Source organism: Symplocastrum torsivum (assembly GCF_059505465.1).
Map to the genome: position 1 here is coordinate 109,203 of NZ_JCACKQ010000125.1, position 19,519 is coordinate 128,721.

Sequence of the window (19,519 nt, forward strand, 5' to 3'; positions counted from 1 at the left end):
TAGTTGCATCTGTACAACCGATAACGGACAGAGAGTGACCACTAATATACGAAGAATTCAAGCGTACTTGATATAAGATACCTCGCTGCCAAAATCAGAGCTTATGTTATCTTCCCGTTTTTTCCGTTTCTTTCGTTACTTAAATTTGGGAACTTTGAGGAAGACGTTCGCCCGTGCTATGAAACGTCGGTTGATGGGTTTGTCTGCTGAGATGGCATACAACGCCATGTTGGCTCTATTTCCAGCAATTTTGGCAGTTCTCACAGCGATTGGATTGTTTGAAGAATCTTTACAAGACACCTTCCGCGACTTGGCAAACCAACTGAGCCAAGTCGCACCCGACCAGGTACTGGAACTCATTCGTGCGTTTAGAGATGAGATTAGCCGGACAAAAAGTAGCAGTCTATTTTCTTTTAGCTTCCTCTTAGCGATTTGGACAGCTTCTGGAGCACTTAGTGCCGCGATGAATGCCCTCGATCAGATCCATGAAATTCCTTCACAACAAACACGACCCTTTTGGAAAGCCAAGTTGATTTCTCTGGGTCTAACAATCGGCAGTATCGTACTTCTGGTTACTGCCTCTTTCCTGGTATTCATCAGTGGTTGGCTTGTGGGAATGGTAGCCCAACAGAGTGGAGTTGGGATTTTATTAACACTCTGGCGACTTTTGAGTTGGCCCTTGGCTTTGGGAATCGTTGCCACTGCCTTTGCCTTTATCTACCGCTTTGGCCCAAGTCGTTGGACTCAAGGAACACCGATAATGCCAGGAGCCGTTTTGGCAGCGATTTCGTGGGCAATTTTATCGGGGCTATTTCGGCTCTACGTCGCAAATTTCGGCAATTACAACAAAGTTTACGGTGCTGTGGGTGCTGTGATTGTCTTACTGCTTTGGCTTTATATGACTTCTTTGGTACTTTTATTGGGCGACCAGCTCAACGTTACGGTGGGAAAGGCAATGCAACGGGCTAAAGCTGCTTCTATCGAGGCAGCTAAGACAGAAGAATCTGCGATCGCTAAATCCAACACGGTCGAGGATAGACAATCTTGAATACTGATGTAGCCTCAACTGACAACTTAGTTCTCCTCAACCTCCAAAAGTGCCACCGAGACTGCACCAAACGCAAAAGCCAAAACCATTGGCATAGGCGACTTTAGCAAGTAACTCAAAATTGCAGCAACGACGGTCACTACTACGGCGGAAATTGACAAAAATCTTTCGTCCCTACTCAAGCCTTTTTCCGCTTTAATTAATCTAAGAACCCTAGGTGGAATTGGCTCAGGCATGACTGCTCCTGGCGGAAATGCCCAGTAGTGACAACGCTCTACATATAAATCTGTCCAACCATTCTCAAAACACCAGTCTTTAACCCATTCTTCGCAGTAGTGTTTCATCGTCATTTGTTAAATTTTTATTAATTTATAGTTAGTAGTTTTTGTGCTTGCCTGAGTTAGGCTTGCGCTTTTTGAGAAGACTAACAGAAGTGAGCCTTGCTTCACTCAAAAAGATACTAAATTTTACGCTAAAGAACTTTCACTGTTTCAAACTCTACCAATGATAATATCGTTCACTCAAGCTTTAGAGGGATTGACAACCAAACGAGTGTTCTTCGCTGCTCAATATCTATAGCAGAAAGCCGTCAGCTATCAGCGACCAACTTTTTGTTTTCCTTGCTCTGGCTAGGTTTCATACACCTGAGTTGTCCCTTATCTCTCCAGGAAACCGCTATAAACACAAGCTGCTGATTTAATTAAGTAAAGATATGCAAATCAAGAATGAAATACTTGAAATACAAACGGAGCAAGGAATTTGTATTCGTAATATTACGCCTCAAATTGTAAAAATTCTTGAAGCAACCGCCTTCAAAACAGGTCAAGTTTTAGTATTCTCCCGGCACACAACAACAGCACTAGCAATTAATGAAAATGAAGAAAGATTACTAGAAGATATCAAGCGGCATTTGGGAAAGTTAGCGCCTGAGTCAGAAAAGTATTTACACAACGACCTGCACTTAAGAGATGTTCCACCGGATGAGCCGATGAATGCTCATTCTCACCTCATGGCAATGATGCTGAGTACCAGTGAAGTGATTCCTGTGGTGGATGGTCAATTGGCTTTAGGGACTTGGCAATCCGTCTTGTTTTTTGAGCTGGATGGTCCCCGAAAACGGACTGTGTTTATACAGATTACGGGTGAGTAAGCTGATGTGCATTGATAGCACTTCTCGTTTGAGTGAAATAAGAGACCTAATCCTGTCAAGGTTAAGGCGCGTAGGTGATAGGTTTTAAGGGAGAAGCTATGGTTACGGTGAACTGAAGGGCAAATAATGATGTGGCTTGTCGTCGCTAGTGAGACATGGTAATTACCAGCTTGCCAATTACCCGTCCCTGTTCGCTAGTAGTATGAGCAGTGGCGACTTCGGATAAAGGATAGGTTTGCTGAATAAGCGATCGCATTTTACCCGCTTCAATGAGTTCCTTGAGAAAGCCTAAATCCTTGCTATTCGATTGAGCGATGACCAGTTTCGCTTTCTTACCGGGTAAGAAGAATGTGAGGCAACCCTGCACTAAAGTGTCAGGCATGGGCAAGGTATTAACGTAAATCCCATTCGGCTTCAAAATCGCTTGGCAGCTAGAAAAGGATTGCTTGCCAACCGCATCCAAAATAATGTCGTACTGCCTTGTATCTTGAGTAATGTCCGTGCTGGTGTAATCAATAACATGATCAGCACCTAAGGATGTCATCAACTCCAGATTCTTGGTGCTGCAAACGGTTGTCACCTCAGCACCAAGCGCCTTAGCAATTTGCACGGCAAAAGTCCCTACGCCGCCTGAACTACCATTGATTAAGACTTGGTGTCCCGACTGAATTAAACCTAAGTCTCGCAATGCTTGCAAGGCAGTCGTTGCAGCAAGAGGAACTGCCGCTGCTTGTTCATAAGTCATGTTATTGGGTAATAGACAAGCGGCCCTTTCTGACACAGCCGCATATTCAGCGTAAGCGCCTCCCGGTATGGAATCGAGGTAGGCGTAGATTTCGTCACCCGCTTTGAAGCGTGTCACCCCGGCACCCACCTCCACAACAGTTCCCGCAACATCAAAGCCTAATACAAGGGGGAAATTGTAGCCTGTAAGAAGTTGAAGCTGTCCGGAGCGGATTTTCCAATCCACAGGATTAACACTGCTTGCCTGAACTTTTACTAGCATCTGCTCAGGCTTGATTCGAGGCTGTTCAATGTCTGTATAGTGCAAGACAGAAGCCGAACCATATTGATTAATCGTGACCGCTTTCATTAACAGATTTACTCCTTTAGGCAACAATCAACTTGCGGATTGAGTCTGCCATAGTTTGGCTAGCTGTGTCTGCTGTGACGATTTCAATTTGTTCATCACTACTACTGCCTAACCCTAGCTGTACTGCTCTTTGGATTTGTTCTAAATCCCAGACAGAACCACGAGAGACAGCGTCTGTCGTACCAAGCGATCGCAAAATCCCAATCGCCACAACATCGACAGCCACACGATCAGTCCCTGCCAAAATTACACCAGACTTAACCTTCTTGCCTGCTTCTGGCCCACCATTCACCAGTGCTTCCACGCCATCGACTAATACCAGTGCGGGTTGGTAAGCTTTATTGATTTCAGCAATCATCAAGCGTTGATGCGGTGAGGAGTGTAGTTCTTGCATGTAGTTATAAGAGTTGCCAGGAACATACTTGGCAACCATTCCTACTGTGTTTTTCAGGGAGAGAGTGAAATGTCCTCCAAAGCGATGTGTTTTTAAGCAGCAGGTGTTGATGACAGCACCCGCATCGAGAACCGGACGTGCGATCGCAAATCCCTGTTGCCAGTGGGTACCCTCAGCCGGAAAAGATTGCCAATCATCGGCACCCATTTCATCAAACACAATCGCCTTCAACCCATAACGCTCAGCTAGCTGAAATACGCCTTTTGTCTGCATCGCTTGACGAGTATCCGCCATACCAGAGCGATCGCCTATCGTAATTTGTCCAGCACCCGCGTTCTGTAATTCCTGTACTAAGGCTTCTAGCAGTTTCGTATCCGTTGCCGCCGGGGCGGGGTCAGCCGTATTGTAGTTAGGCTTGAGGAACACAGTCTGACCAGAAATTCCTTGAGGCTGGAGTAAATCCAAAGCTTTACGAGTACCAGAAATTCGGTCTTCACTACGCACAAGGACAACCCGACTGACGTTTTGAGCCGCTGATTGAGTGTTAGGCGTAGCCGCAGGGGTTGGTGTGGTAAGTTCAGGAACTCTGGCATCTGCCGTTTCTGACGGTGATTGCACAGCACGGCAAGCTGTAGGCAGGATAGAAGCGCCTGCTGCCAGTCCAGCCAGTCGCAGTACTTGGCGTCTTTTATATTTGGAGAAAGAATCAGAAGATCTCATAGGTTCATGCTAGCTAACCACTGTTAAGACAGGCATGACCAAGCTCAAGGTTCAAATTCAAGCGATTTGTTCAAGTAAGCCCTAGCAGTCACCAAGGCGACTCTTGACTCTCGCCAAATACTAAAACCTTAACCCGTCACTCTTCTGCCTTCTGCCATACCAGATGGTCAGGGGTTACAGTCCCCCTCAAATCTTTTGTAATCTATGCTACTATTTAACACTTCGCTTCCCTTTGGTTGTTGTCTCACCTCTCATGCACAAGTTTCTAAAAGCTGACTGCTGATAGCTGAAAGCTGACAGCTCTTACTGAGAAGCGATCGCAGTTGCCTACTTACAATCTGACGCCCTTGTCTATTGACTCTGTTAAGTTGGAGAAGATGAAGGGTTCAGTCTCCAAAACCTTACTTTTTGTAAAATATTTTTTTACTCTCTACCTAAGGGCTTAGCTACTGTGCTACCTTCGGGAAGAGAGTTAATTCGGTTGCAGGTTTTGTTTTCATTGACAGGCTTATTGCTTTTAGTCTTGACAGGCTTCTCTCCGAAATCTACATCTCTACACCCTTCTGATTTTGGAGAAGATCCATGTCAATTTATGTAGGCAACTTATCCTACGAGGTTACTCAAGAAGACCTCAGTGCTGTTTTTGCAGAATACGGTTCTGTAAAGCGGGTTCAGTTACCCACTGACCGTGAAACCGGTCGTCTACGCGGCTTTGGTTTTGTGGAAATGGCAACAGAAGCTGAAGAAGCAGCGGCTATTGAGGCACTAGATGGTGCTGAATGGATGGGTCGTGATTTGAAAGTTAACAAGGCTAAGCCTCGTGAAAGCAGAGGTCCTGGCGGCGGTGGCGGTGGTGGTGGTCGTGGTGGAAACTTCTCTCGCCGCTACTAAACCCTAAAGCTAAGCTTCTCTAGCTTTGTATAACTGAAGGCAATAAAGTAGTCAGCCTATTCAGACTACTTTATTGCCTTCTTTAGTTTTATCGTCCTCTAACCACCAACGGGCAATCTAACCTTTCACGCAGACAACCTGCTTCAGTGTTGCCACAACCTCCACAAGGTCAGACTGATTAGCCATCACCTCGTCAATTGGCTTATAAGCACCTGGAATTTCATCCAAAACACCCTCATCCTTACGGCACTCAATACCTTGGGTTTGCTCAACCAAATCATCCAGTGAAAAGTGCTTCTTCGCTTTGTTGCGAGACATCAAACGTCCGGCACCATGCGAACAGCTACAGTAGCTGTCGTGGTTACCCTTACCCTTGACGATGAATGACTTTGTCCCCATCGAACCAGGGATAATGCCGTAATCTTCCTCTCGCGCCCGAACAGCACCCTTGCGCGTAACATACACGTCTTCACCAAAATGGACTTCCTTCTCGGCGTAGTTGTGATGGCAGTTCACCGATAGCAGAGGCTTAGTTGGCTTACCCCCAGCGAGATGCTTCTCCACAATTCGTTGGAAGCGTGCCATCATCACATCGCGATTGAAACGCGCATAGTCCTGCGCCCACTGTAAGTCTCGCCAGTAGGCAGTAAATTCTGGAGTCCCTGCAACAAAGTAAGCTAAATCTGGATCGGGCAAAGTGGTGTCTGCCAGTTTCGCCAATTGCTTAGCGGTGCTGATATGGTTCTGCGCTAGCATGTTGCCGATATGGCGTGAACCAGAATGCAACATCAACCAGACAGCATTTTCGGTATCGAGGCAAACCTCAATAAAGTGATTCAATTTGTTACTAATTGCTTGCTAAGCTTATTAAGTCTCCACAGCCTAAGTTCAACACTGTTTCGACTTCTGCTTAACACTTTCATTGAAGACTCAAGTGAATGGGTAGTAATAAAGTGATCTTCTTCAGATGTCCAAGGCTTCCTATTGTTCACCCGCTTCATATCACTAGGGCGGCACCAACTCAGCACTTCACTTACCTTAGTTAGCTTTCTGGGTAAAGCTAGACAATCGTCATAGTATAAGTTTTTTGCTAAAAGTTGAGCATCCTCTTTGTACACAACTATGTTGTAGACTCTATCCCTAGTGTTTCTATTAACAGTCTTTACTTTACCCGTAATCTGACTGATTAATTCTAGATACTCCACAGCAATGTGTGAACTAGACGTAACCAGGGATAGAAAAGGGAACCCTTTAGAGGTGAGTCCTAACGAACCATCACCGTCTATCAGACCTCTAACATAATCCACTTTAGAGAAGCTACAACTAGGTGGCTTTATTAATTCTGACTTACTACCACTCGGTAATCCCCATAATTCAAGATAATCTCGAAATCGTTTATCGTAAACCTTCAAAACAACGGATGTGTGATTACTACTAAAGTTAGTTGTACGCACACGCTCAGTAACAGAAGAATTGAAGGGTATAAGACTCTTGAATGCCCAAAGTATGTCCTCATCCTTCTTGCTGACCTCTATACTTAAGCGACCGCGATTACGAGTGCTATTGTACAGATGACCATCGGTTTGAATGAAGCCAAACAAGTAGGCGAAATGGGGAACTTCGAGGCTGATATTAGTGGGTTCCATGACCTCACAATATCATGAATGAAAGTTGCAATTGACCAAGACATTTCTGCTTGGTTCTATACCTTCCTATTTGGTATAGTTCGGAGCACACCTTCATCCTAATTAATTAGGATGCCCAAGTCCCTCTGCTCTCTACGGGGCGTATTATCGCTTCCCTCGGTATTGGCATCTCAGCTTCCACCGATTTGGACGAGTTTTGATTACTGCATTACTACAGTAAGGGGCAATCTTTCACCCCCTCCAAGAGAACCCATCTGTTTCATGGCTTTTCCCTCTAGGCGTTGTACTCCAGAATGAAGTTCTTTGAAATCACGCCACCCTGGCCAGTTAGCTACAGTTTTCTCAACATCTTTGTTTTGGTTAAAGCCAACCGGGATTGCTGCTTCAATATCCAGACGAATCTGCTTGAGTTTCCCCTCCAATTGTTCAGCAACAAATGGAGTTTTGATTGCACTCATCCCACAACCAACATCCACCCCGACAGCGGCCGGGATAACAGCATCTTTGGTTGCAACGACAGAACCCACTAACGCTCCTTTCCCCAGGTGAACATCTGGCATTAGCGCCACATGCTTAAACACAAATGGCAGTGAAGCAACGTTCTTTGCCATTTTTGTTTCATCTGAGCCAAGGGAATGATTCGCCCAAGAGAGAACTGGTTTTGGGGTTGAAATTTCCAGCTTTTCGTATGGCATAAACGTTTGCCTCTAACAACATCTGTAACACAGGAATCAGCTTGCGATCGCCTTTTGGGCAGCGCTAAGGGCAATCGCTCAGCTCATCCTGGAATTACTTCTTTTATACTACATTTATACTACAAGCGCCAGCAGATTTGTAAAGAATTGAAAACAGTAGTAAAGCTGATTTAAGAAAGAGAAACTACATTAAAATTTGTAAAGAGGGCAAGGCTTTCTCTGGCTGCCCTAGTGAGTCAAGAGCAATCCACGCAAATATAGGTCTACGGCTATGGCAGTTCGCAAGGATACACTTTGGGATCGTTTCTTATCTCCAATCATCCGAAGCTTTATTGATGAAGAAAAGTTGCGGCAGTTCTATGAAAGTAAGGACTGGCAAGCCGAGAGCGATCGCTTCCGTCGCCCTGATGTAACATATCCTCAGTACTACAGTAGTCAAAACTTCCACGGCATTGAGGGAGGCTACCTTAATGGTGGTGCAGCAACCTCCTATGACCCGATTACCCAATACGTGCTACCCCCTAGCGAAAAATGGGTACGTCAAGGCTTGATTGATAGCATTCAGGGAAAGCCACGAAGAATTTTGGACTTGGGCTGTGGCACGGGTTCTACTACACTGATGTTGAAGCAAGCGTTTCCTCAAGCCGAGGTAATCGGGCTAGATTTGTCACCCTATATGCTGGTAATGGCTGACCACAAAGCGAAAGCCGCAAGGTTAGATGTTCAATGGCGTCACGGCAAGGCAGAAGAGACAGGTTTCCCGGATGCCTCATTCGACTTAGTTACAGCATCCTTGTTGTTTCACGAGACACCCCCAAGCGTAACTAAGGCAATTTTACGGGAATGCTTCCGGTTACTTACGGCAGGTGGGGAAGTTTTAATTTTGGACGGCAATCAGAAAACGATACGCCAAGTCGATTGGTTAACTGAAGTTTTTGAGGAACCGTACATCAAAGCTTATGCGGCTGGTAATTTAGATGCTTGGATGGGGGCAGCAGGTTTTGAAGCGGTACAAACAAAGGACGTGTTTTGGTTGCAGCAGGTAACGCAAGCAATGAAACCTATCCCAGTTGAGGGTTATTCAGCAGCACAGCAGGTATCTACCAGTAAGACACTTGATGATTTTGGTTCTGAGGGCTTTCCTGCCCCAGCTTTCTAGCACAACGGCATGACTTTAAAGGCAGTTCTGTTTGATTTTAATGGTGTCATTATTAAAGATGAAGCAATTCACCAGCAGCTAATTGAAGCGATTCTGATTGAGGAAAATCTACGTCCCTCTCCTCAGGAGTACCGGGAAATTTGTCTGGGGAGAAGCGATCGCGTTTGTCTTACTGATATACTCAAACGTCGAGGTCGAGTCGTTACAGACAGCTACCTAGATCAGATTATTACCCGCAAAGCCGAAGCTTACCAGCGCCAGCTAGAAACACTGGAGAAGTTGCCTATCTATCCAGGTGTGGAAGACTTGATTTTCCAAATTCGTGTCGCGCAGTTGCCGATGGGTGTTGTCAGCGGCGCACTCCGTTGTGAGGTAGAACTGGTACTGAGTCGCGCTCAGTTGGCGCAATACTTTACAGTAATCGTAGCGGGTGACGACATTAAGGTGAGTAAGCCTGAACCCGATGGCTATCTTCTTGCCGTTGAGCAGTTAAATCAGCAGTATCCTGAGTTGAAAGCCGATGCTTCAGAATGTTTAGCCATTGAAGACACGTTCGCTGGAATTGAAGCGGCGAAGCGGGCTGGAATGCAGGTTGTTGGAGTAGCAAATACCTATCCTTTTCATATGCTTCAGCGTCAGGCTAGCTGGACTGTAGATTATCTTAATGAACTCGAACTCGACCGAGTACAGCAAGTCTATTCTGGCACTACACATCAGCCTAGCCGTATATAGGGAGTAGAGACTAATGGGGACAAGCAGGACAAGGGAGATTTTTTTTATGTCTTTTTCACTACTCCTGTTCCTAAGCTGGAGTTCAATTCTATTCCTCCGGACAGATGGATCGTACAGAAAGTGTTACAATAAGAAACGGTTATTTAAGGTTTTAGGATTTAATCTAGAATCCGAGGTAACTAGGGGAATTAGCTCAGTTGGTAGAGCGCGGCGATCGCACCGCCGAGGTCAGGAGTTCGACTCTCCTATTCTCCACTTTTACGTTTATCAAGATAATGTACGCTTTGTTAAGAGATTTGTAACTCTTGTATCAACTTGTGTGATCTTGCCCGTGGTATCTCCAGATCAGCTATTGTAGAGAAGACAAAAGAATTCTTAAGGAATTCTTAAGTAATGCCGTGTTCTGAACGGATCACTTACACGGTCTTCAAAGACCAGTTTCCCCCAAACCCCAGCAAGCGCCAGGGTTTTTACCTAAAAAGGAGATTCTATGACTCCCACAATGCTGCGACAGTTATGGTCTTTAATTGAAACAACTCAGACCAATCTACTGCTGAAACAGGATGATGCAAGTTTGGTGCAGTGGATACTAAAGCAATTCAAGCAAAAGCGATCGCTTGATACCCAGGAAGCTGATATTATAAGCGATTACATCTACTCCCGGATATCTCTCATCCGCGATTTGGCAGCGCAACGTTAGTAGTTCAGTCAAGCCATCGATACCTCAGCCCAGCTCACTCCTCGCTTCAGCAATCGGAAAAGCGCGAGACCTTTAAGCTTGTCCTTTGTTCTATCAAGAGCCGTCCCTCAAAGGGTCTATGAAGAACTGTATAGGTTTATACCTTCTAGGGAGTCTGATAGACAAATAATATCAAGTAACGATGAAGGAATCGAAATAAGGGCAAGGGGTTCATGGGTAGATGGAGTTATTGGCGTAAAGCTGGTTCTTTGCTAGCTGCCACAGTATTTGTTGTCTCGTTGGGAGCCTGTGCTACGGGAGATCCCAAACAAGCGGCGACAACCCAAGGTAGTTCTCAAGCTCAAGCCGGAGCTTCAGGTACATTAGCGAAGATAAAAAGTCGCGGCAATCTGATTTGTGGGGTTAGCGGTCAGTTGCCTGGGTTTAGTTTTGTAGATTCACAAGGGAAATACTCTGGACTTGATGTTGATGTGTGCCGTGCGATCGCGGCGGCTATCTTTAACGATCCAGAAAAAGTTGAGTACCGTAACCTCAGTGCAGCTCAACGATTTACAGCATTACAATCCGGTGAAGTAGACCTCCTGAGCCGCAACACAACTTTAACAATTAGCCGGGAGACTTCAACCGGATTAGACTTTGCCCCTGTTGTCTTTTATGACGGACAGGGCATGATGGTAAAACAGTCTAGTGGTATCAAAGACTTAAAAGGCTTAGAAGGTAAATCGGTCTGCGTTCAAACAGGGACAACAACCGAGCAAAACCTAGCTGACCAAATGCGGAAAGCTGGAGTTAAGTACACGCCGATTGTCTTTGAAGATGACAACGCTACCTTCGCCGCTTACCAAGAAGGACGCTGTGAAGGCGTTACTACAGACCGTTCTGGACTAGTATCGAAACGCTCAACATTACCGAATCCTGATGAAAATCTGGTTCTTGATGTTGTGATGTCAAAAGAACCCCTTGCCCCAGCCGTCAAACAGGGTGACCCTCAATGGACTGATGTGGTGAGGTGGGTCGTCTACAGCTTGATTCAAGCAGAAGAGTCGGGCGTTGACTCGAAAAATGTTGATCAAATCGCCTCAAGCACAACTGACCCTGAAGTGAAGCGTCTCTTGGGTACAGAAGGAGATTTGGGTAAAGGGTTAGGACTTGAAAATAACTTTGCTGTGCAGGCGATTAAAGCAGCAGGTAACTACGGCGAGATTTATGAGCGCAACCTTGGCGAGAGTACACCCTTTAAGCTAGAGCGTGGACAAAATGCGCTCTGGAGTGAGGGTGGCTTGATGTATTCCCCACCATTCCGCTAAGGTAAGCCCGATGACTACACAATCGTCTCGTGGAAATTCACTAGGGTTGTCTGATTTCAAGAACTTTTCAACCCTAGTACGGGATAGCCGCTTCTGGAAGTTAGCTGGACAGGTCATTGCCATCGTTGCTGTGGGACTGTTTTTTGCCCTTCTCTGGCACAATCTCAACTTCAACTTGCAGCGGTTGGGTATCCCATTTGGTTACGGTTTCTTAGGTAGCCAAGCTTCTTTCGATATTGGTGAAAGTCTCATTCCCTTTAGCCCTTCTGATAGCTTTGGTAAAGCGATGAGGGTGGGGTTGATTAACACGCTACGGGTGTCGGCAATCGGCATCATCCTCGCGACACTTTTGGGATTAGTTGTTGGTGTTGCCCGTCTATCTGATAACTGGTTAGTTCGCAAGTTGGCGCTTGTCTATGTCGAGATCTTCCGGAATACACCTTTACTGCTACAACTGGTCTTCTGGTATACGGTTTTCAACAAATTGCCAGCGCTTGATGCTCAAACTGCTCCATCGTTGATTCCGTTTTACTTTACAAAGCGTGGTATGGCTGTCCCTTGGATTAATCCAACATCAGGGACAGGAATTTGGCTGATTTTACTAGCAAGTGGAATTTTGGCAGCCGCGTGGCTTGGGCGTTGGCGTACTCGTTTGCGGGTGGAACAAGGTATCCCTAGTAAACGGTTGCTGTGGTCAGGAGGGGCAATTGCCAGTGCAGCACTACTGGCTTTAATCATCAGCCGGACAGCCCCGTTTAACCTAACAATTCCGAGAGTGGAAGGTACACAACTCCTAGGTGGGCTGCAACTCTCTCCAGAGTTCAGTGCCTTGCTTATCGGACTGACGATCTTTACTGCGAGTTTTATTGCTGAGATTGTCCGTGCTGGAATTCAATCGGTACCGAAAGGACAGGGGGAAGCGGCACGCGCTTTGGGACTAAAATCTGGAATTATCACGCGACGAGTAATTTTACCTCAAGCTTTACGAGTAATTGTGCCACCCCTGACAAGTCAGTACCTGAACTTAGCAAAGAATTCTAGTTTAGCGATCGCAATTGGCTTCCCTGATCTCTATGCCGTCTCAAACACAACGCTTAATCAGACAGGTCGTGCGCCAGAAGTTTTTCTGATCATTGCTGGAACTTACCTCACAATTAGTTTGACTATTTCCCTACTCATGAACCTGTATAACCGCACCGTACAAATTAAAGAACGGTAAATGTCAGTGGTTGGTCATAAGCAGCTATTTAACAACCAACAACTAACAACTAACAACTAATAACTAATAACTAATAACCAACAACTAACAATGACCCTTGAAATGGCTCCCCCACCCAGCGTCAGACCAACACCCTGGAACTGGGCGCGGAAAAATTTATTTAGTACCTGGTACAACGTTATCCTCAGCGTTGTTTTCCTGTTGGTAATATTTCAGGCAATCAGTAGCTTTCTGGTGTGGGCAACGACACAGGCAAAATGGGCTGTGGTCAGCGATAACTTGAGGCTATATTTTGCAGGTCGCTTTCCTGCGGACTCAGTCTGGCGTCTGTGGCTCATCTTGGCAATCATCACCTTCCTGGGAGGTCTAACTTGGGGGAATCTCCAAATGCAATCTCGCCCTTGGAGTCGTCCTGTATTGATTGGATTTGCGATCGCTGTAGCCTTAGTTTTGATTTCGCCCATTGGATTGAATGCTCGCCTCATCCTCTGTGGACAGATTGCTCTTGTGGCAGTTGGCTATTGGGTTGGACGACAGCTCGATATCAAATTTAGCCGTTGGCTACCCCTCCTCTGGGTTATCTCTATTCCAGTTGTCTTCTGGTTGCTCAAAGGTGGCTTAGGCTTAGAGAATCTTCAGACTAGCGTATGGAGTGGTCTAGTACTAACCTTATTGACAGCCGTTCTTAGTATTAGCCTATCGTTTCCCCTAGGCGTTTTACTTGCTCTTGGACGCCAAAGTCCCCTGCCAGTAGTCCGTTTACTTTCAACTCTCTACATTGAAATTGTTCGGGGAGTACCATTAATCAGCATCCTATTTCTCGGTATGGTGATGCTGCCTTTTTTCCTGCCACCAGAACTCAGCCAGGTGGATCGGGTGCCAAGAGCGATAATAGCATTGACTTTATTTAGTGCTGCCTACATCGCAGAAGATGTGAGAGGGGGTCTACAATCCGTACCTCGTGGACAGGGAGAAGCTGCACGGTCACTAGGTTTAAGTGCGCCCTTAGTTGTTCTCCTGATTGTGCTACCTCAAGCGATACGTGCTGTGATTCCAGCACTTGTAGGAACGTTTCTGGGATTGTTCAAAGACACATCCCTACTTTCTATCTTTGGATTTTTAGATTTGTTTGGAATATCGAAAACAATTCTTGCCAACCCAGCATACATTGGGCGTTCCAATGAAGCTTATCCATTCATCGGCTTGATCTACTGGGTTTTCTGTTATGCGATGTCATCCGTCGGTCAACGCCTCGAAGCCAGTATGAATGTCGGACAGCGCTAGAGTTTAATCAAGAACTGGTGGTTGGGAAGCGCTCTCAATTACCTATTCCTATTCACCAATCACTAATTTAGGTAAAAAATTATGGAAGATCAGCAAGCAAATCTAGTTTTAGATGATTCCCAGTTAACGGCTCAAGAGCAAGTCATCATCGCGACAGATGTCCATAAGTGGTACGGTCAGTTTCACGTCCTCAAGGGTGTAAGCATGACGGTGCATCGTGGGGAAGTTGTCGTTGTAATGGGTCCCTCTGGTTCGGGAAAATCGACGTTTATCCGAACATTTAATGCTTTAGAGGAATTCCAACAAGGAAAAATCGTCATTGATGGGATTGAACTCTCCCATGATTTGCGTAACATTGATGCAATTCGCCGGGAAGTGGGGATGGTGTTTCAGCAATTCAACTTGTTCCCACACCTGACTGTGCTAGAAAATGTCACTTTAGCCCCGATCTGGGTACGGCGACAGAAAAAGGCACAAGCCGAAGAAAACGCAATGAAGTTGCTGGAGAAAGTAGGAATTTTGGAACAGGCGAAGAAGTTCCCTGGTCAGCTATCGGGAGGGCAACAGCAACGGGTTGCGATCGCACGCGCCTTGGCGATGCAACCTAAGATTATGCTATTTGATGAGCCAACATCTGCCCTTGACCCAGAGATGGTAAGGGAAGTGCTTGATACAATGCGATCGCTTGCTCAGAGCGGGATGACAATGGTTGTTGTTACTCATGAAGTTGGTTTTGCCCGTGAAGTAGCTGATCGAATTGTCCTCATGGACGGTGGTGTGTTGGTGGAAGAAGCAAAACCAACAGAATTCTTCCAGAATCCCAGAGAAGAACGGACTCGTAAGTTCCTATCTCAAATTCTCTAGCTATCTAAGGTTTGAGAAACAAAGACGTATCTTAATCTTTTCAGTCCTTGTCACTGTGTAAATTTTCCATACATTACACAGTTGGCTTAAGCATGACAGCGATTTTCTTTTTAAAAGCGTAATTTGTACCTAGATTATGGGGTGTTTGAGTACGAATGAAGAAGCACAAGCCCCTGTAAGCGTTACTTACACTGAATTTCAACAATTATTTCAAACCAAACTACATCCTCAGAATCTGGGATACAACTCGTAATAGGTATTTATAGCAGTCGCCAAGGTGATTAGGACTTGCGCTAAATACTGAAACCTTTGCCAGTCAATCTTTTCCCTTCTGCCTTCTGCCCTCTGCCCTTTGCTATATTGCTCCGAAATTAGGCAGCCAAAACAGAGATGCTTAATCATTGGAGAAAGTCCCGACCCTTGGCAACAGTGCTTCTCTTAGCTATGGTTAGCTTAGAGATGGAGATTGTCTGCTAAGCTAATGTGCATTTAAACTACACATTGAATTTAGTTAGTTTTTGTTCACTACTAACTGTTGCCCGTTGTCACTCAACAGTTAAGAGTCAACGCATAGGGATTACTTAAAGCAAGTAAGTTAAATGCGAGAGCAGATAATCTATGTTGTGTTCAATAATGTGCTTATTCTAAAGAGGCAGTTTCCTCTTTAAGATGTCAGTTTTGTCTAGATTTCACAGAAGTATTAGCTAGTGTACAAAATTCATTTTGTTTATCATTCAAGTCGAGGCTCTGATGCTGTATGGAAGCCTGATGAAAACATGGATTGGTTTGCAACTTACCCGATTATTCCTAGAGTAGGAGATTGTATAGGCTTCGGTTCTTATTGGTTTAGGGTTGATGAGGTTTTCCTTTATAGCCAACAGCAGTCTGCTAATGAAGTGCCTGCACTGATTAACTGTTCCTATTATGGATCGAGCCAAAGTTTTAATAAATAATATAGTGAGTCTCAGGTGGATGAGGTACAGACTTCTGGGTTTTCGGGAATTGGGTGACGCTGGCATCCGGAGGTTCCCTCCGGATGAGGAAGCGCACCCGCAGGGAATTGGGAATTGGGAATTGGCAAGAAAGTAAGATGTGCCTCACTGATATGAGAATTCCTATAAGCTGAGGTAAATTTAAGAAGAGGGATAACGTAAAAGCAAAAAAGGAATTTACGTTTCCCTTTAACCAATTCACTAAAAGAGTCCTATCCCTCTTTGCAAAGTTTTAGTGATTGGTATTAACGGTAGATAATTAGATATTTGCTAACAACAGTAAACGAAAAATAGCTAGATTTAGCAACTAATTTAAATGCATATTAGCCAAGTGATAAAACTCTTACTGGGCTGGAGGAAAATCTTGTGGTGGTATCTCCTCATAAGGAGATGCGGGTGGATTCTCCTGGGCATGAGAGAGCATTCCTGATACTAAGTTATAAGCAAAATAGGAGGGGACAACAACCATCAGGACAGCAGCGATCGCACCTACCCAGGTTAGGGGTGTCAACGAAGAGCCGTAATGACTGCGGTACGGGTCATAGGAAAGCTGTTTGACATCTAAGACATTGCGTAAAGCAATTAGTCGCTTAAAACGTACCCGTCGATCATCCAGTTTTTCTAATAGAATCCAGCCAGACATTGCCTCTTCTTCACACAGCTTTTGAAGAACCACTGGGTTACGAAATAAGTCACGACTGGCTCGCACAATCTTGAATTCCCAGCCAACAAGCTGCGGATCTGTAGAAGCTTCATGCGGACGGTTAGAGTAATCAGCCCTCCCATTGTGTTGTACCGCCTTTGCCGCTGGAAAGTCTTCTTTTGATTCAAAACACGTCAAAATTTCTTCCTCCTCCTGCTGTTGCTGACTGTTAACAACTTGCCGCCAGCGCAGCAATCCACTCACCACTACCGCCTGCCAACCAACATTGCCGACCAACAAGCTCCAAATCGTTATTTCGAGCATGATTTATGCTGCTTTTTGTCTCAAATTCATAACGCCGCCTTATCTCCCACCTGCCTCATCCGTGTTATTTTGCCAAGGCAAATAGCCTTCAATCACATAATCTGACCCCAGTTGTCGCCAAGTGACACTTTCTAACGTCAGAGCCTCTGTCATCGTTGCAAATCCTAAATCCCCGACTGGCGAGGGAGCTACCTTGCCACCGACGATTTTCGGAGCAATGAAAGCAAGAACTTTTTGCACAGTGCCATCCGCGATCGCACTTGCTGCTAAAGTTCCGCCACATTCCCATAACACACTCGAAAGTTGCCGCTCATACAAATAAGTCATTACCTGTCGAGGAGTTAGGGGCGTCAGTTCCACTACCTCCACACCCTTTTTCACTAGCTGTTGCTGCAAATCCGGATTAGCTCCTGGCTCAGTCAAGATTAAGGTAGGGGCATCAACCGTGTGCCAGAGATGAGCATCTGCTGGTAGGTCAAACGTGCGACTCATGACGATTCGCAGTGGGTTGTGAGCATCGGGATGATGGCTGGTTAGGTAAGGATTATCTTGACGCACCGTATTACCACCAACAATTACCGCATCACAAGCCGCCCGGAGTTGATGCACATGCGATCGCGCCTCTTTACCCGTAACCCAAGTGCTATGACCGCTGATCGTAGCAATTTTCCCGTCCAAGGTCATCGCATACTTCAAAATTCCCAAAGGACGCTTGTAGAGAATGCGATGAATAAACGCTTCATTAAGCTGACGGCAAGCCGCTTCTTCGACTCCTACCACAACCTCAATCCCTGCGGCACGTAATCGCTCAATTCCTCCCCCGGATACCCGTGGATCAGGGTCAACCATCCCGACTATGACCTTACCTACACCTGCCGCCACTAATCCTTCTGAACAAGGAGGCGTTCGTCCGTAGTGATTGCAAGGTTCCAGATTGACATAAATCGTCGCTCCTTTCGCCTTTTCACCTGCTTCCCGCAGCGCAAAGACTTCCGCATGGGGTTGACCCGCACCCGGATGAAACCCTTCTCCCACAATCTCACCATTCTGGACAATCACAGAACCGACGAGGGGATTAGGACTTGTTCGTCCGAGGGCGCGGTGGGCAAGTTCGATGCACCGTTGCATCATGGTGCGATCAAATGCAGTTGAAGGATCGGACAATGGGGACACATTGGGAGAATTAGGTTGGGTGTCCAGGAAAGAATTTTCCATTAATCTTCTACTGTGCTGGTTACCCCTGAGTTTAATAAATCAGGACATTGCAAGCCTATATTAGTTGCCTACTTCTCAGATTGGTGTGACCCTGGAAAACTTTAGAGGCGTTCCTTATTATCTATCACGCACGTTCAGTGAGCCTAGATTTTCGTTTTGAGGGGTATAGCGAACCTATCAGGTTCTCCAGATGCTGCCTTCAACTGGTAAGAAGCGCGATCGCTCTTGTTCACATACTATTGTTGATGCAAACTTTTTGTCTCAACCTATAGAAGCTTTCTGATGTACAAAAAATTCAACAATAAGCTTAAATTCATATTTATAGCTGGTATTTTCTTGAGCGCGTTGCTGTCGGGAACAGCCGCAATAGCTGCTCAAGAAAGTGACTTAGTAAGTTTATTTAGCCCACCTAAGGTTGTGGTGAATTCCAGCTACATCAGCCCACTGGTGGAACTATTTGGCGATGTCTCTGTAGGGAAAAACGTCTTCGTTGCTAGCAATACTATCCTACGTGCAGAACCCGAAACCCGTCTCTGTATTGGCAATGAAACCAACCTCCAAGACAATATCCTGTTTCTGGCACTCGATAATACCCCAGCCCCACCCACACCCTGCGGGGCGAGATCAAGTAGTACTGGAGAGCGAGTCAGTATCGCCCACCAAGCTAACATCAAGAACTCAAGTATCGGTAACTTTACGTTTATTGGTTTCCGTTCCCGTCTTAACAATGTAGTGCTAGAAGACGGTGCCTTTGTACTGCACGGTGCGACTCTCTCGAATGTGAGAATTGGCAAAGATCGCTTGGTGCCAATTGGGGCAGTCATCACAAATCAAGCCCAAGCGGATGCCTTACCACTAAAAACAGAAGCTAACTCTGAATTCCAAAATGAAGTCCTGGAGGTGAATGAGGAGTTTGCCGAACACTACGGCGAACTCTACGAGGAAGAGGGGTTTGACTTGGTGACTGGAGCAAGCGTTGCACCGAAGACTTCCTGGAATCCTAACCCTGTTAGTCCTACCCTGGGTGAGAACGTCCGGCTTGATGAATTCGTTCGGCTCGTTGGAGATGTGCGGTTGGGTAGTAATAGTGTGGTAGGAGAGCGTACAGCGATTCGTGCTGATGAAGGCTCACCCATTATCATTGGTGACAATGCAGAGATTGAGGATCGAGTAACCTTTCATGCTCTCAAGGGTACGAGTATTCGCATCGGTAAGAACCTGAACACCGACGATAACATTGTGTTTCATGGTCCACTCGAAGTTGGTGACAACCTAACGATTGAGGATGATGCCGTATTATTCCGCTCTAAGGTGGGCAACAACGTAACTATCGGCACTGGGGCGCTAGTCATTGACGTAACACTGCGTGACGGGGTGCAAGTACCAGAGGGCGCAGTTATTACAACGCAGGAACAAGCAGATGCCTTGATGTAGGTTGTAGAA

The 19,519-nt window shown here is 45.8% G+C and carries 19 protein-coding genes and 1 tRNA gene; 12 read left to right on the forward strand and 8 right to left on the reverse strand.

Annotated features, from left to right (window positions below):
- Positions 1-103 precede the first annotated feature (103 nt).
- Entirely contained in the window at positions 104-1,048 is a 945-nt protein-coding gene (locus tag AC5JL3_RS31040; RefSeq protein WP_496078113.1) for a YihY/virulence factor BrkB family protein, read from the forward strand.
- 26 nt (positions 1,049-1,074) lie between these two features.
- On the opposite strand, the gene AC5JL3_RS31045 is transcribed toward AC5JL3_RS31040, so the two are convergent.
- Positions 1,075-1,398: a slr1957 family protein gene (locus AC5JL3_RS31045; RefSeq protein WP_496078114.1), complete on the reverse strand. Its 324-nt coding sequence runs from the start codon at positions 1,396-1,398 to the stop codon at positions 1,075-1,077.
- A 362-nt stretch (positions 1,399-1,760) separates the two neighbouring features.
- On the opposite strand from AC5JL3_RS31045, the gene AC5JL3_RS31050 reads away from it, so the two are divergent.
- Entirely contained in the window at positions 1,761-2,198 is a 438-nt protein-coding gene (locus tag AC5JL3_RS31050; protein ID WP_496078115.1) for a secondary thiamine-phosphate synthase enzyme YjbQ, read from the forward strand.
- Between the two features lie 145 nt (positions 2,199-2,343).
- On the opposite strand, the gene AC5JL3_RS31055 is transcribed toward AC5JL3_RS31050, so the two are convergent.
- Together AC5JL3_RS31055 and AC5JL3_RS31060 are read right to left on the reverse strand one after the other, a co-directional pair.
- Entirely contained in the window at positions 2,344-3,291 is a 948-nt protein-coding gene (locus tag AC5JL3_RS31055; protein ID WP_496078116.1) for an NAD(P)-dependent alcohol dehydrogenase, read from the reverse strand.
- Positions 3,292-3,307: 16 nt separating this feature from the next.
- Positions 3,308-4,405, reverse strand: coding sequence for a DUF362 domain-containing protein (locus tag AC5JL3_RS31060; protein WP_496078117.1), 1,098 nt, complete (start codon positions 4,403-4,405; stop codon positions 3,308-3,310).
- A gap of 582 nt (positions 4,406-4,987) precedes the next feature.
- On the opposite strand from AC5JL3_RS31060, the gene rbp reads away from it, so the two are divergent.
- Complete coding sequence (gene rbp, locus AC5JL3_RS31065; protein ID WP_496078118.1) at positions 4,988-5,296, forward strand: RNA-binding regulator; 309 nt, start codon at positions 4,988-4,990, stop codon at positions 5,294-5,296.
- Between the two features lie 117 nt (positions 5,297-5,413).
- Here rbp and AC5JL3_RS31070 read toward each other — a convergent pair whose 3' ends face one another.
- The 3 genes from AC5JL3_RS31070 to AC5JL3_RS31080 form a co-directional block, all read right to left on the reverse strand.
- Entirely contained in the window at positions 5,414-6,136 is a 723-nt protein-coding gene (locus AC5JL3_RS31070) for an RtcB family protein (RefSeq protein WP_496078119.1), read from the reverse strand.
- Positions 6,133-6,942, reverse strand: coding sequence for an LAGLIDADG family homing endonuclease (locus AC5JL3_RS31075; protein ID WP_496078120.1), 810 nt, complete (start codon positions 6,940-6,942; stop codon positions 6,133-6,135). The genes AC5JL3_RS31070 and AC5JL3_RS31075 overlap by 4 nt, the downstream gene beginning before the upstream one ends.
- A 200-nt stretch (positions 6,943-7,142) precedes the next feature.
- Complete coding sequence (locus tag AC5JL3_RS31080) at positions 7,143-7,637, reverse strand: RtcB family protein (RefSeq protein ID WP_496078121.1); 495 nt, start codon at positions 7,635-7,637, stop codon at positions 7,143-7,145.
- Positions 7,638-7,908: 271 nt separating this feature from the next.
- Between AC5JL3_RS31080 and AC5JL3_RS31085 the strand changes: the two genes are divergently transcribed.
- The 8 genes from AC5JL3_RS31085 to AC5JL3_RS31120 all read left to right on the forward strand — a co-directional run bounded on the left by AC5JL3_RS31085 (position 7,909) and on the right by AC5JL3_RS31120 (position 14,902).
- Positions 7,909-8,796, forward strand: a complete 888-nt coding sequence (locus AC5JL3_RS31085; protein WP_496078122.1) for a class I SAM-dependent methyltransferase — start codon at positions 7,909-7,911, stop codon at positions 8,794-8,796.
- A 9-nt stretch (positions 8,797-8,805) separates the two neighbouring features.
- Positions 8,806-9,528, forward strand: a complete 723-nt coding sequence (locus AC5JL3_RS31090; RefSeq protein WP_496078123.1) for an HAD family hydrolase — start codon at positions 8,806-8,808, stop codon at positions 9,526-9,528.
- A gap of 182 nt (positions 9,529-9,710) precedes the next feature.
- Positions 9,711-9,783, forward strand: a tRNA-Ala gene (locus AC5JL3_RS31095).
- 235 nt (positions 9,784-10,018) lie between these two features.
- Positions 10,019-10,228, forward strand: coding sequence for a hypothetical protein (locus AC5JL3_RS31100; RefSeq protein ID WP_192220075.1), 210 nt, complete (start codon positions 10,019-10,021; stop codon positions 10,226-10,228).
- Between the two features lie 212 nt (positions 10,229-10,440).
- Positions 10,441-11,535 carry an amino acid ABC transporter substrate-binding protein gene (locus AC5JL3_RS31105; RefSeq protein ID WP_496078124.1) on the forward strand — a complete coding sequence of 365 codons (1,095 nt, stop codon included), beginning with the start codon at positions 10,441-10,443 and terminating at the stop codon, positions 11,533-11,535.
- 10 nt (positions 11,536-11,545) lie between these two features.
- The gene (locus AC5JL3_RS31110) at positions 11,546-12,754 is read left to right on the forward strand and encodes an amino acid ABC transporter permease (RefSeq protein ID WP_496078125.1); all 1,209 of its coding nucleotides are present in this window, start codon (positions 11,546-11,548) and stop codon (positions 12,752-12,754) included.
- Between the two features lie 90 nt (positions 12,755-12,844).
- On the forward strand, positions 12,845-14,038 hold the full coding sequence (locus AC5JL3_RS31115; protein ID WP_496078126.1) for an amino acid ABC transporter permease: 1,194 nt from the start codon (positions 12,845-12,847) through the stop codon (positions 14,036-14,038).
- An 81-nt stretch (positions 14,039-14,119) separates the two neighbouring features.
- The gene (locus AC5JL3_RS31120) at positions 14,120-14,902 is read left to right on the forward strand and encodes an amino acid ABC transporter ATP-binding protein (protein WP_496078127.1); all 783 of its coding nucleotides are present in this window, start codon (positions 14,120-14,122) and stop codon (positions 14,900-14,902) included.
- Between the two features lie 1,335 nt (positions 14,903-16,237).
- On the opposite strand, the gene AC5JL3_RS31125 is transcribed toward AC5JL3_RS31120, so the two are convergent.
- Together AC5JL3_RS31125 and ribD are read right to left on the reverse strand one after the other, a co-directional pair.
- Positions 16,238-16,861, reverse strand: a complete 624-nt coding sequence (locus tag AC5JL3_RS31125; RefSeq protein WP_496078128.1) for a hypothetical protein — start codon at positions 16,859-16,861, stop codon at positions 16,238-16,240.
- Positions 16,862-16,900: 39 nt separating this feature from the next.
- Positions 16,901-18,076, reverse strand: a complete 1,176-nt coding sequence (ribD, locus tag AC5JL3_RS31130; protein ID WP_496078129.1) for a bifunctional diaminohydroxyphosphoribosylaminopyrimidine deaminase/5-amino-6-(5-phosphoribosylamino)uracil reductase RibD — start codon at positions 18,074-18,076, stop codon at positions 16,901-16,903.
- Between the two features lie 282 nt (positions 18,077-18,358).
- On the opposite strand from ribD, the gene AC5JL3_RS31135 reads away from it, so the two are divergent.
- On the forward strand, positions 18,359-19,510 hold the full coding sequence (locus AC5JL3_RS31135; RefSeq protein ID WP_496078130.1) for an LbetaH domain-containing protein: 1,152 nt from the start codon (positions 18,359-18,361) through the stop codon (positions 19,508-19,510).
- Positions 19,511-19,519: the final 9 nt, after the last annotated feature.